10 protein-coding genes are annotated in these 13131 nt (G+C 45.0%); 3 read left to right on the top strand and 7 right to left on the bottom strand.

What is annotated here, in order from left to right:
- Positions 1–51: 51 nt before the first annotated feature.
- The 4 genes from GPK81_RS17055 to GPK81_RS17040 form a co-directional block, all read right to left on the bottom strand.
- Positions 52–1404, bottom strand: coding sequence for an MATE family efflux transporter (locus GPK81_RS17055; protein ID WP_215707394.1), 1353 nt, complete (start codon positions 1402–1404; stop codon positions 52–54).
- A gap of 246 nt (positions 1405–1650) precedes the next feature.
- Complete coding sequence (gene gpmI / locus GPK81_RS17050; protein WP_021977253.1) at positions 1651–3192, bottom strand: 2,3-bisphosphoglycerate-independent phosphoglycerate mutase; 1542 nt, start codon at positions 3190–3192, stop codon at positions 1651–1653.
- Positions 3193–3331: 139 nt separating this feature from the next.
- Entirely contained in the window at positions 3332–4627 is a 1296-nt protein-coding gene (locus GPK81_RS17045; protein ID WP_021977254.1) for a homoserine dehydrogenase, read from the bottom strand.
- Positions 4628–4681: 54 nt separating this feature from the next.
- Entirely contained in the window at positions 4682–5800 is a 1119-nt protein-coding gene (locus tag GPK81_RS17040) for an Mbeg1-like protein (RefSeq protein ID WP_021977255.1), read from the bottom strand.
- A 451-nt stretch (positions 5801–6251) separates the two neighbouring features.
- Between GPK81_RS17040 and GPK81_RS17035 the strand changes: the two genes are divergently transcribed.
- The gene (locus tag GPK81_RS17035) at positions 6252–6524 is read left to right on the top strand and encodes a helix-turn-helix domain-containing protein (protein WP_021977257.1); all 273 of its coding nucleotides are present in this window, start codon (positions 6252–6254) and stop codon (positions 6522–6524) included.
- A 230-nt stretch (positions 6525–6754) separates the two neighbouring features.
- On the opposite strand, the gene tpiA is transcribed toward GPK81_RS17035, so the two are convergent.
- The 3 genes from tpiA to gap form a co-directional block, all read right to left on the bottom strand.
- Entirely contained in the window at positions 6755–7504 is a 750-nt protein-coding gene (gene tpiA, locus GPK81_RS17030) for a triose-phosphate isomerase (protein WP_021977259.1), read from the bottom strand.
- Between the two features lie 44 nt (positions 7505–7548).
- The gene (locus GPK81_RS17025) at positions 7549–8745 is read right to left on the bottom strand and encodes a phosphoglycerate kinase (protein WP_118169292.1); all 1197 of its coding nucleotides are present in this window, start codon (positions 8743–8745) and stop codon (positions 7549–7551) included.
- 185 nt (positions 8746–8930) lie between these two features.
- Positions 8931–9950, bottom strand: coding sequence for a type I glyceraldehyde-3-phosphate dehydrogenase (gene gap / locus GPK81_RS17020; RefSeq protein WP_215707393.1), 1020 nt, complete (start codon positions 9948–9950; stop codon positions 8931–8933).
- Between the two features lie 260 nt (positions 9951–10210).
- Here gap and GPK81_RS17015 point away from each other — a divergent pair, with 260 nt between their 5' ends.
- Positions 10211–11029: a histidinol-phosphatase HisJ family protein gene (locus tag GPK81_RS17015; RefSeq protein WP_021977193.1), complete on the top strand. Its 819-nt coding sequence runs from the start codon at positions 10211–10213 to the stop codon at positions 11027–11029.
- 74 nt (positions 11030–11103) lie between these two features.
- Positions 11104–13074: a hypothetical protein gene (locus GPK81_RS17010; RefSeq protein WP_215707392.1), complete on the top strand. Its 1971-nt coding sequence runs from the start codon at positions 11104–11106 to the stop codon at positions 13072–13074.
- Positions 13075–13131 lie beyond the last annotated feature (57 nt).

Below are 13131 nucleotides of genomic sequence, written 5' to 3'. Positions count from 1 at the left end.
TTTTTCATTATATCATACTTTCTGGAAATTGCATCTCATTTCACGGTTTTTTTATAACTTATTTGTACCGTACAATTTCCGGGACATATCTTTCATAACATAAAAATACATGCCCCATAAAAGCACCGATGCAAAAACCCATGCCACCGGACTTGCCAGGCAGGTACCAACATAGCTGCTTTTTCCTGCTGCAATGGTAGCGGTGATTCCTCTTCCCGCAAGTTCTGCCACACCTGCCATCATAGGAAGAAGACCGTATCCCATTCCCTGAATTCCATTTCGCAACACATTGACAAAATACAGCGGAATAAAGAACAGTGCCACACATTTTACATAGATTGCTACCATGGGAAGCACTTCTTCAATATTATCCGAGATAAACAGATATGCGAAATATTTTCCCGCAAAGAACAGAAAACTTCCTACAACAACCGAATATATAATTCCTATAAAATGAGAAGCCCGGAATCCTTCCCGCACTCTCTCAAGCTTTCCGGCTCCGATGTTCTGTGCGTTGTAGGTAGCGCTGGCAGTTCCCTGTGCCACAAATGCCTGGGTAAAAATCTGCTCGATCTTGCTTCCCGCGGTAAACGCCGCCACAGCATAAGACCCCAGCATATTTAAGGCAGACTGTACCATCATGGTTCCGATCGCTGTAATGGAATACTGAAGTCCCATGGGAATCCCCACACCGATCTGCTTAAACGCAAGACCGCGTCTGAAATACCAGTCTTCTTTTTTCATACGAAGTTCCGGCACAAACTTCCAGATATATATAAGGCACAGAACTCCGGATACGCCCTGGGAAATAATGGTAGCCCAGGCTGCTCCGGGCGTTCCCAGCTTAAACACGATGATAAATACGAGATCCAGCACAATATTCAGCATTGCAGATAAGATCAGAAAATACAGTGGCACTTTACTGTTTCCCAGTGCACGTAGGATGCTGGCCAGGATATTATATAATGCCTGGGCAAAAATACCTCCGCAGATAATCATAACGTAGGCATATGCGTCCTTAAAAATATCATCCGGTGTATGCATGAATTTCAGAAGTGCATGCATGCCTGTCATGCTGATGGCTGTCATAACTGCGGAAATCACAGCGGTCAGGATCAGTGCGTTTCCTACGGTCTGGCGCATCTCATTCATTTTTCCCGCACCATATTTCTGCGCAGTCAGTACGGTAAATCCGGCTGTCAGTCCCAGAAGGAAACCTATAATCAGAAAGATGATCGTTCCCGTTGAGCCGACTGCCGCCAGTGCCTTTGTTCCTACAAATTTTCCTACAACTACCGCATCTACCATATTGTAGAACTGCTGAAATACATTACCGATAAATACCGGGATCGTAAATCCCAGGAGCACTTTTACCGGCTTCCCCTGTGTCATGTCTGTTTTCATGAAATACTTTTCCCCCCTGCTTAATTCATTCAATTATAAACTTTGTGCTGCTTTTTGTTATTCTTTTTATAACTTTATACTTACTCAAAACTTACCTATCTTTATGTATCAGAGGGATTATAGTTGAAATGGAATGATTTTACAAGATGATTTTGAAAAATTTTTCCATGTGTGAAAATAGGAACAATCCGACGAAAAAAATCCCCGCAGATCTTTGAAAATCTGCAGGGATTCCATATATCTTATTTATTTCTCAACAAGAAGAGACTCTCCTGTCATTTCCTTCGGCTGCTCCATGCCCATAAGCTGGATCAGTGTCGGAACGATGTCTGCAAGGCATCCGTTCTCACGAAGTGTGTATTTCGGATCTGCATTTACCAGGATAAACGGAACCGGATTGGTTGTATGAGCAGTCCATGGCTCACCGGTCTCATAATTTATAAGCTGTTCTGCATTACCGTGGTCAGCGCAGATAAAGAGCTGTCCGTCAACCTCTTTGATTGCCTCTACAGCCTTTCCTACACACTCATCAACAGTCTCAACAGCCTTGATCGCAGCTGCCTCGACACCTGTGTGGCCAACCATATCCGGGTTTGCGAAGTTGATGATGATCACATCATATTTATCAGATTTGATTGCCTCAACAAGTTTCTCGCAAACTTCCGGTGCGCTCATCTCCGGCTGCATGTCATAGGTCGGAACCTTCGGGGATTTTACAAGAATTCTGTCCTCTCCCTTGTTCGGCTCCTCAACACCACCGTTGAAGAAGAAAGTAACGTGTGCGTACTTCTCTGTCTCAGCGATACGTGCCTGTGTCATATTGTGAGCTGCAAGATATTCACCGAATGTATTGTGAAGAAGAACTTTGTGGAATGCTACCAGTTTGTTCTGGATCGTATCATCATACTCTGTGAAGCATACGAATGTAGTATCCAGTCTCTTCACTCTCTCAAAGCCTTTGAAATCATCATCGCAGAAAGCTCTTGTGATCTCTCTTGCACGGTCCGGACGGAAGTTGAAGAATACAACGGAATCCTTATCAGAAATGGTTGCAACCGGTTTGCCGTCTTTCTCGATCACTGTCGGAAGTACGAACTCATCGGTCTTGCCATCATCATAGGAAGCCTGAACTGCTGCCGCAGCATCTGTTCCCTTTACTCCTTCGCCCTGTGTAAGAGCTTTGTATGCAAGCTCTACACGATCCCAGCGGTTATCACGGTCCATTGCATAGTAACGTCCGGAAATCACACCGATCTCACCAACGCCGATCTCTTTCATCTTGGCTTCCAGCTGCTCTACAAACTCTTTACCGGATGCAGGCGGTGTGTCACGTCCGTCCAGGAAGCAGTGTACGTAAACTTTCTTAAGTCCTTCTCTCTTGGCCATCTCAAGAAGTCCATAGAGATGGGTATTGTGGCTGTGTACACCACCGTCAGAAAGAAGTCCCATGAAATGGATTGCAGAATCGTTCTCTTTTGCGTTCTTCATAGCAGCGAGAAGTGCCTCGTTCTTGAAGAAATCTCCGTCCTGGATCTCTTTTGTGATTCTTGTAAGCTCCTGGTATACGATACGGCCTGCGCCCATGTTCATATGGCCAACCTCTGAGTTACCCATCTGTCCATCCGGAAGACCTACAGCAAGACCGCTGGCATTGCCTTTTACAAACGGATAATCTTTCATAAGTCCGTCCATAACCGGTGTCTTCGCCTCATATACAGCATTTCCGTCATGTCTGTCATTGAGTCCGTATCCATCAAGGATCATTAAAACTGTTGGTTTTTTACTCATAATTTTCCCCTTCTTATCTTTGATCGAAGTTCCATCCGGCACAGATTTCCGACGATATGGAAACTTCCTGCGCCATCCGGGATTCTTTTGTTTTCCATTTTATATAGTACCAAAATCCAGGAATTTTGCAACGCTTTTTTTATTTCTCATATACACGGATCATGGAAGAGATCTTTCTTACAGATGCACTGTTCTCCAGTTCTTCCTTAACCTTAAAGAAAGCGCCCTCACTTACCAGCTTGGTGATCACAACAACCTCTGCTGTATCCGGTCTCTTGCTCTCTTTCTGCATGATCTGTGCAACACTTGCCTGATATTTTGCAAAATGCTCCAGGATCTCCGCAAGCACACCACAGCGGTCCTCAACCTGCAGACGGAGGAAATAACGGTTGTGGGTATCTGCCATGGCTTTTACGGGAAGTGTCTTATAGCAGGTGCAGCCCACACGTCCACAGCAGTCTGCTTTCATGTTACGGACTACCTCAAATATATCACCGACAACTGCACTTGCTGTTGGAAGTTCTCCTGCTCCACGTCCGTAGAACATGGTATCACCTACAGCATCTCCATGTACAAATACCGCATTGTAGGAATCATTGACAGATGCAAGCGGATGCTCTGCCGGGATCAGCATCGGGCATACATAAGCCTCAACACCGTCCTCCTGGCAGCGGGCAACACCCAGAAGTTTGATCTCACAGCCCATTTCCTTGGCGTAGCGGATATCTTTCGCTGTGATCTTGGTGATTCCCTCGATATGAACATTGTCAAGAGTAACTCTGGAATTAAAAGCAACGGAGGCAAGGATCGCTACCTTTCTTCCTGCGTCAATTCCTTCTATATCTGCAGTAGGATCTGCCTCTGCATATCCAAGCTCTGTGGCAAGAGCAAGGGCATCTGAAAATTCCATTCCCTCCTGGGACATCTTGGTGAGGATAAAGTTCGTAGTTCCGTTTACGATTCCCATCACTTCCGTTACATGGTTGGCCTCGAGGCTGTTCTTCAGCGGGCTGATGATCGGAATTCCTCCGGCAACAGCAGCCTCAAACAGGAAATCTTTCTGTGCAGCCTTGGCGGTTTCCAGAATCTCTTTTCCGTGGACTGCGATCAGATCCTTGTTTGCAGTCACCACGTTCTTTCCGGCTTTCAGTGCTGCAAGAATATAAGTACGTGCCGGCTCAATTCCTCCGATCAGCTCGATCACAATATCTATGGAAGAATCTCCTTCTATATCTGCCCAGTCTGTTGTAAGAACAGATGGATCTTCCACCTTCTTAGATGCTTTCTCAAGGTTACGCACCAGGATCTTCGTGATCTTTACCTGACGTCCAAGCTTGGCTGTCATTTCCTGCTCCTGATTTTTGATAACTTTATAGACTCCGGTTCCTACTGTTCCAAGACCAAGAAGGGCCGCATTTACGACTTTTTCGCTCATTTTCTGATGTCCCCTTTCCGTTTTTTCCAATTTTTATCAGAGTTAACTCCTATGTTATGGCAGAAAACGCTTTTTGTCAAGCTCCGGCAGCGGAAGGAGTTCCAGCCAGCTGCCGAAAATTCCGGCGATCAGTTCCTGAACCATGATCTTGGACCGGGGTTCCAGTTTATCCAGCTGACGTACCATGGCCGCCAGACTTTTCAGGCCGCCGTCCTGAATCTGTGAAATCGTCTCTGCTCCGGTTGCTTCCAGCACGGAAAAAAGTTCCCCGATCAGATGCTCCCTCTGTCTTTCATCCATATGGTCGATCCATTTATGGAGACTCCGATCTGATGCCGCCGCTCTTCTCGTCAGACTTTCTTTCTCTATAAAGGATGGTCCCATCACCTCCCAGGTAAAAGCATCATGCTGCAGGATTCCCTTCTGGGTACTCGCTACAATCAGAGGATCTTTCTGGTGGTTGAGCAGCATACCGATCACCGATGCCTCAGGAATGATACGAGTGACTTTTGGCAAAACCTTTTCTACTTTCTCTGAACTGAAAAACGCTTCCGGGAAACCCGGGCCGTCGTTGTCATAAACGGAAAGGATTTTTTCCTGAAGTGCGTCATCACACTGCATTGCCGTGTACATAGCCAGATTTCCTCCCTTGGAATGCCCTCCGAGTCGAATCATGGACTGCATGTAAGTCCCATTAAATTCCAGATATTCCAGTGCTTTTCTATGAGAGGGCACAATTCCGTTGCTCAGGTTAAAATCTTCTTTCCATCCTACAATGGTATCGTCCGTTCCACGAAAAGAAATATATGCAGTTCCGTCAGGAAGTTCCACTGTAACTGCCGAAAACTGCTGCGCTTTCCGGAAAAGGATCTCATTAACATATCCTCCTGCCCTGCATTTTCGAAATCTTTCTGAGCTGGCCATTTTTTCAAGAAGAATTGGTGTATTTTGCAGAAAAGCACTTTCTGCTTTCACCTCTCCATCCTTTTCTTTTCCGGAAAATATCTCAAAAAGTTCTTCCACAGAAAGAGTATTCCCGTTTTTTACATCAGCTATTTCATCCAGATCCAGATAAGAAAAACATGCCAGTATCAGATTGTCTACTTGATTAAAGGGTGTCTGTTCAAAAGTAAGATCCCCTCTCCAGTCCAGATAATCCAGAATATTTCCCATTAAAATCCTCCCCAAATGATCCTATAAGCGTCTTCCGCACAGTTGCAGGCTTTCTTTCTATTATAATACGTAACAGCTATGCTGTATCCCCAATAATCTCCTTACTATTATCATAACATAAATCCAAATCATTTGCTCTTTTCATCCAGTTTTTTTCTGAGGTAAATAATGTAGTGAATGCATCCACAGGTAAACGCTGGAAAAAGAATTGACAGACCTGCTGCTGACATTATATAGATTGCTGCTCCTTTTCCCGCTTCCGGTGTTCCGGCTACAAAACAATAAAACATTGTAGCTGAAAAATAAAGTATAACTACCACCGAAAAAAAGATCTTAAAAAACTTCCTCATCGTTTCTCCTTTCCATAGTGTCGGTATAAGGACACTGTTGTAATCCCAATTTTACCCTCATAATAAGATTAATTCAAGGACGAATCGGACAGGATATACATATGATAAAATATGACAGATTTTGGGTCACGATGAAGGAACGCGGAATTACTCAGTATGATCTTTATGAACATTATCAGATCACCCGTTCACTTCTGGACAGACTGCGAAAAAATAAAAATGTTGAAATTTACACAATAGACAGGCTATGTTCCATTCTCCACTGTGAGATTGAAGATATTGTGGAGCATATTCCAGAGCCTGATGAAATGAATGAAAAAACAGATACGAAGAATTATACTTCTTCCTCTAAAGATGATAAAAACTCTCTCTGACTGTAAAGGAATGCAGCTTTTCGTCGGCTGTGTCATCCATGTCAGAAAGAGTTTTTTATGTTATTATCACTTTTTTACTTTCCAGCTCGATTCTTTTCCTGAAAGTGATATCTGCTATTCTGTCAAAAAAGAACCCCTTCCACAGTTTATCCGGCAATTTTACCAGATTTATCTGTGTTCAGGGGTTCTTTCATACAATTTATTTATTCAGTTTGAACAAAATATACGATTTATTTGTAGTTTACGATCTTTCCGAAATCTGGTTTCAGGGAAGCGCCACCTACAAGACCGCCATCGATGTCAGCCTGAGCGAATAAGTCAGGAGCTGTTGCAGCGTTTACAGATCCGCCGTACTGGATACGGATCTCTGCTGCTGTAGCATCATCATAGATCTCAGCGATGCATTTACGGATATCAGCGCAAACTTCCTGAGCCTGCTCTGTTGTAGCTGTCTTACCTGTTCCGATAGCCCAGATCGGCTCGTAAGCGATAACTGCTGTCTTAGCCTGATCAGCTGTAACACCCTGGAATCCAACCTTAACCTGCTGACGGATGAAGTCCATTGTTACGCCCTGCTCTCTCTGAGTAAGTGTCTCACCACAGCACATGATCGGTGTGATGCCATGCTCGAAAGCTTTGAGCATTTTTTTGTTAACGTCCTCGTTTGTCTCACCGAAGTACTCTCTTCTCTCGGAGTGTCCAAGTACAACGTACTTAACGCCTGCATCTACGAGCATAGCCGGAGCGATCTCACCTGTGTAAGCACCTTTCTCCTCGAAGTACATGTTCTCAGCACCAACCTGGATGTTAGAACCTTTAGCTGCCTCAACAACAGGGATGATGTCGATAGCCGGTACGCAGAATACTACGTCAACTTCATCGTTAACAACAAGCGGTTTTAAAGTCTCAACAAGCTTTACAGCCTCGCTTGGTGTCATGTTCATTTTCCAGTTTCCAGCAATAATTTTCTTTCTTGCCATTGTTTTTATCTCCTTTTTGTGTTCGCGGAACACTTTATTTTTTATCAGTCTTTATCGTTAGCTGCTGCTACGCCCGGAAGCTCTTTGCCCTCAAGGAACTCAAGAGAAGCACCGCCACCTGTGGAGATGTGTGTCATCTTGTCGCCATATCCAAGGATATTTACAGCTGCTGCGGAATCACCACCACCGATGATGGTTGTTGCGTCTGTATCAGCAAGAGCTTTTGCAACTGCCTCTGTACCATGTGCGAAGTTCGGCATCTCGAAGCATCCCATCGGTCCGTTCCATACAACTGTCTTGGCATCTTTAACAGCGTCTGCAAAGATCTTCTCTGTCTCAGGTCCGATATCCATTCCTTCCCATCCGTCCGGAATCTCACCGCGTTTTACAACCTGGATATTGCAGTCGTTGGAGAAGTCATCACCGATTCTGTTATCTACAGGAAGAAGAAGTTTCACACCTTTCTCCTCTGCTTTCTTCATCATGTCAAGTGCATACTGAAGGTAATCATCCTCGCAGAGGGATCTTCCGATATGTCCACCCATAGCTTTGGAGAATGTGTAAGACATTCCACCACCGATGATCAGTGTATCTACCTTGTCAAGAAGGTTGTTGATAACGGAAATCTTGCTGGAAACCTTAGCTCCGCCAAGGATTGCAACGAATGGTCTCTCCGGATTGTTTACAGCGTTTCCAAGGAATGCGATCTCTTTCTCCATCAGATATCCTACAACTGCTGTCTTCACATATTTGGTAACACCTACATTGGAGCAGTGAGCTCTGTGAGCTGTTCCAAATGCATCGTTTACAAATACGTCGCAAAGGGAAGCAAGCTCTTCGCTGAACTTATCCTCGTTCTTTGTCTCTTCTGCACGATAACGTGTGTTCTCAAGAAGAACTACGTCGCCGTCTTTCATTGCTGCTACAGCAGCCTTTGCGTTCGGTCCTACTACCTCAGGATCTGCTGCAAATTTTACTTCCTGTCCAAGAAGCTCGGAAAGGCGAACAGCTACCGGTGCAAGAGAAAGCTCCGGTTTCGGCTCTCCCTTCGGTTTTCCAAGGTGGGAGCAGAGGATAACCTTTCCACCGTCTGCGATCAGTTTCTTGATTGTCGGAAGAGCAGCTACAAGACGGTTCTCATCTGTGATCTTTCCATCCTGAAGCGGAACGTTGAAATCACATCTTACAAGTACTCTCTGTCCTTTTACATTGATATCGTCAACACTTTTTTTGTTCAGCATCTCTATATCTCCTTAACTTTTATTTCTGCAAAAGCAGATCAATAAGGGCGAGCGATATTGTTGTCCGCTCTGTTAACAGTCATTCCTCAGACATTTTTTTGTTTGGTCTTTTGGAAAAAAAGGGCCCGGTCCTCTTCAGACCGGACCCTTTCTGAGTCTATTCTTCTACACCCGTTCGCAGAAAATTAAGCGTTCAGAAGTTTTCCGAAGTGCTTGATTGTACGAACCATCTGGCTTGTGTAGGAGTTCTCGTTGTCATACCAGGAAACTACCTGAACCTCTGTTGTGCCATTCTCAAGTGGAAGTACCATTGTCTGAGTAGCATCGAAGAGGGAACCAAATCTCATACCAACGATATCGCTGGATACGATCTCATCCTCGTTGTATCCGAAGGACTCATTGGAAGCTGCTTTCATAGCTGCGTTGATCTGCTCTTTAGTAACGTTTCCTTCAACTACTGCTGTAAGGATTGTTGTAGAACCTGTTGGGGTAGGTACACGCTGTGCAGAACCGATAAGTTTGCCGTTAAGCTCTGGGATAACAAGTCCGATAGCTTTAGCAGCACCTGTGCTGTTCGGAACGATGTTAACTGCAGCTGCACGGGATCTTCTCAGATCGCCTTTTCTCTGCGGTCCGTCAAGTGTCATCTGATCGCCTGTGTAAGCGTGGATTGTGCACATGATACCGGATTTGATCGGTGCAAGATCGTTAAGAGCCTTAGCCATTGGTGCAAGGCAGTTTGTTGTACAGGAAGCTGCGGAGATGATCTTGTCCTCGTTTGTAAGACCCTGATGGTTTACGTTGTAAACGATTGTCTTAAGGTCGTTTCCAGCCGGAGCGGAAATAACTACGTGCTTAGCACCTGCATCGATATGAGCCTGAGCTTTGTCTTTGGATGTGTAGAAACCTGTGCACTCAAGAACTACGTCTACACCGATCTCTCCCCAAGGAAGCTCTGCAGCGTTAGCCTTAGCATAGATTTTGATCTCTTTTCCGTCTACTGTGATGGAATCCTCGCCTGCTGTTACTTTATCAGCAAGAGCATATCTTCCCTGTGTAGAATCATATTTTAATAAGTGAGCAAGCATCTTAGGAGATGTAAGATCGTTGATTGCTACGATCTCAAATCCTTCTACTCCAAACATCTGACGGAATGCAAGACGACCGATACGTCCAAAACCATTAATTGCAACTTTTACTGCCATGATAAATTCCTCCTATGAATTGAATGGTGATTTAAATCGTTCCTTTGTTAAAGAAACATCAACCTGTCTCATATTGTACCTAATTCCAAACAAAAATTCAAGAGCTATTTATAAAAAAGCACATTAAAATAAATATTAAGAAAATTTATGAAAAATGTGTTATAATTCTGTGAGAGAAATCTCTGTCCTGCCAGCTCTAAATTTCAAAGCAGGTACAGCATCTGTTGCACACTCGTCAGACTTGAATATGGAGGTACAAAATGGGCCAGAAAATTTTATGGGACTGTCATATGCATTCCTCTTTTTCCGCAGATTCCGAAACACCCATGGAAGATATGATCCAGACTGCGGTTGATAAAGGTCTTACTGGAATCTGTTTTACCGAGCATCTTGATCCGGATTACCCGGAAACACCGGAAAATCTGGACTTTTCACTGGATATCCCGGCATACCGCCAGCGTCTTTTTGAACTGGCTGATGCTTTCCGGGACCAGATTTCTGTAAATTTCGGAATCGAACTGGGACTTCAGCCTCATCTTTCCGAATCTTTTTCCGGACTTCTGAAAGAAATCCCTTTTGACTTTGTTATTGGTTCTTCCCATGTGGTGCACGGATATGATCCCTATTATCCTTCTTATTTTGAAGGCCGGAAAGAATCCGCCTGCTATATGGAATATTTTGAATCCATTCTGGAAAATATCGCCGCATTTGATAAAATGGATGTCTACGGACACATTGATTATGTAGTGCGTTACGGCCCCAATCAGAACCGTCAGTACTCCTATGGCCGCTATAAGGAAATCCTGGATGAAATTCTGCGTACACTGATCCGCAAAAACATCGGAATTGAACTGAATACCGGAGGTTATCACTACGGTCTTGGAGAACCCAATCCATGTGTGAATGTAATCCGCCGTTATCGTGAACTTGGCGGCGAAATCATTACCATCGGTGCAGACGCCCACACCCCGGATAAAATTGCCTATGCTTTTGACAGGGCAGCCGATGTTCTCCGTGACTGTGGCTTTTCCTATTATACTGTGTTCAAAAACCGTCAGCCGGTTTTTCACAAACTGTAGATCTATTTCTCTCTCCAGTCAGAGAGTTTACATTTTATACCGAAAATACCAATTTATTTAAGGAGGAACTCTATATGTCAACAAAAAGACTCCAGAAAAAGAAAGCTGCCATGCAGGCAAAAAAAGAACAACAGCTGAAAAAGAAGCCAGAAACTGTTAAGATTGAAACTTCAAAAACCGAAACCGTCAAAATCGAAACTTCAAAAACTGAACCGGTCAAGGTCGAAACCTCCAAAACTGAGCCGATTAAAGTCGAGACTTCAAAAACTGAGCCAATTAAAGTTGAGACTTCAAAAACCGAGCCAATTAAAGTTGAGACTTCAAAGACCGAACCGATCAAAGTCGAAACTTTCAAAACTGAACCGGCGAAAGTTACTACTTCCAAAACCGAACCTCTGAAAGTCGAAACTTCTAAGGAAGACACTGCCTACGATGCACTCTACGAGAAACGCCTGAACCACTACTACAACGATCTGAAATGGCTCTACTGCGAGCTGTTCCGTGACCATCCAGAGGTTGCCGGCACATTCTCAAGCCTCACAAAAAAAATGAAAGAGATCTACTGCGAGCGTTCTCTTTCCATGAAAGAAGCTGACCAGAACTGTGCTGCTGATCCGGACTGGTTCCGTAAGACCATGTTTACCGGAATGGCTGTAAATCCTGCTGATTTCGCAGATACCCTTGCCGGACTGTCCGGTAAGCTGGACTATATCAGTGAATGCAAGGCAGACACTCTGTACCTGACAGATCTTTTCCAGGCAACTTCCAACTGCTCTCTTCGCATTATCCCGGAGATCGGAACCTCAGAAGATCTGCACGACCTTGCAGTTAACTGCCAGAAAGCAGGTATCCGCCTGGCTCTTGAAATCCCGTTAAGCCTTTCTGTGGACGACCCACAGTCCGGCGCGCCATGTGTACTTCAGACTCCGGCCTTTTTCAATGCAATGCTTCTCCAGATCCTGGAGCTTGCAAATGAGGGCGCTTCTGTATTCAGTCTTGGTGTCCTTCCTGTGATGGATAGCGAAAATCTCTGGAAACTGCACTCTCTTCTCCGCATGACACGTATGGTCTGCGAGATCGTATGCCCTGGAGTTCTTCTCCTTGGTGAGACAGACCGCACACCAGCAGAAGCGGCTGCATTCGGTGGAACTTCCGATATGCCGGAACTCCATATTGTAAACAGCACTCAGCTGATGTCCGATATCTGGCACACTGTTGCCACAAAAGATACCACTCTTCTCCGCCGCGGAATTGATAAGACGGCCAGTCTTCCACAGGCACCTGTATTCCAGAATTACCTCCGCAACCGCAACACGGTACGCTGGAACCTGGACTATGATTTCCTGAAAGACAGCTTTATCACAGAGGGTCCTCACAGAGATTATCTGAATGAATTCCTTTCCGGTCTTTTCCCGAATTCCTTTGCTCGGGGTGAGATCTATGTAAATCCGGAAACAGAAGAATCCGAGCTCTGCGGAACAACTGCCTCCCTTGCAGGAATCGAGCGTTTTGATTATGAGGGAAATACAGATGGTGTCAGCCGCGGAATCCGATATGATGTAGCACTTCATGCACTGCTTCTTTCCCTTCCTGGAATCCCGGTACTTCGAAGCGGTGATGAAATCGGACAGCTCAACGACTACACCTATAAAGCAGACCCTTCCAGGGCTTCTGACCCCCGTTGGCTCCACAACGGCCATTTCAACTGGATTCTTGCCCGGAACAGAGCCGATGCCGAGACGATCCAGGGACGCATTTTTAACAGTCTGGAACAGTTGGAGTCCATCCGCGCCAGCCATCCGGTATTTGCCCCTGAGATTCCTGCACACACACTGGAAACCTGGGAAAAATCCCTTCTTGCCCTGGTAAGAGAAACTTCCGAAGAGAAACTGATCTGCATTTACAACTTCAGTGACCAGGACAAAGTAGCCTGGATCAACGAACAAGACGGCACTTATACAGATCTCCTCACAGGAGTTCAAAGAGATGCACAGGCCGTAGAGATCCCGGCCTTTGGATTTATCTGGCTCATGCATACGAAATAGTATCTTCGTCAAGCGGATATGCGTGATCCACATTCGCTACACAGCTCTGCTTCGGAT

The sequence above is a fragment of the Blautia sp. MCC283 genome (assembly GCF_018785565.1).
In the GTDB taxonomy this organism is placed as follows: Bacteria; Bacillota; Clostridia; order Lachnospirales; family Lachnospiraceae; genus Blautia_A.
Note: the sequence above shows the minus strand (reverse complement) of the source record. Positions and strands in the feature narration are given on the sequence as shown.

Excerpts from the sequence above, each read along its gene's own strand:
- GPK81_RS17025 (WP_118169292.1), bottom strand. The coding sequence starts at position 8,745 with ATGCTGAACAAAAAAAGTGTTGACGATATCAATGTAAAAGGACAGAGA.
- GPK81_RS17015 (WP_021977193.1), top strand. The coding sequence starts at position 10,211 with ATGGGCCAGAAAATTTTATGGGACTGTCATATGCATTCCTCTTTTTCC.
- GPK81_RS17055 (WP_215707394.1), bottom strand. The coding sequence starts at position 1,404 with ATGAAAACAGACATGACACAGGGGAAGCCGGTAAAAGTGCTCCTGGGA.
- gpmI (WP_021977253.1), bottom strand. The coding sequence starts at position 3,192 with ATGAGTAAAAAACCAACAGTTTTAATGATCCTTGATGGATACGGACTC.
- gap (WP_215707393.1), bottom strand. The coding sequence starts at position 9,950 with ATGGCAGTAAAAGTTGCAATTAATGGTTTTGGACGTATCGGTCGTCTT.
- GPK81_RS17045 (WP_021977254.1), bottom strand. The coding sequence starts at position 4,627 with ATGAGCGAAAAAGTCGTAAATGCGGCCCTTCTTGGTCTTGGAACAGTA.
- GPK81_RS17035 (WP_021977257.1), top strand. The coding sequence starts at position 6,252 with ATGATAAAATATGACAGATTTTGGGTCACGATGAAGGAACGCGGAATT.
- tpiA (WP_021977259.1), bottom strand. The coding sequence starts at position 7,504 with ATGGCAAGAAAGAAAATTATTGCTGGAAACTGGAAAATGAACATGACA.
- GPK81_RS17040 (WP_021977255.1), bottom strand. The coding sequence starts at position 5,800 with ATGGGAAATATTCTGGATTATCTGGACTGGAGAGGGGATCTTACTTTT.
- GPK81_RS17010 (WP_215707392.1), top strand. The coding sequence starts at position 11,104 with ATGTCAACAAAAAGACTCCAGAAAAAGAAAGCTGCCATGCAGGCAAAA.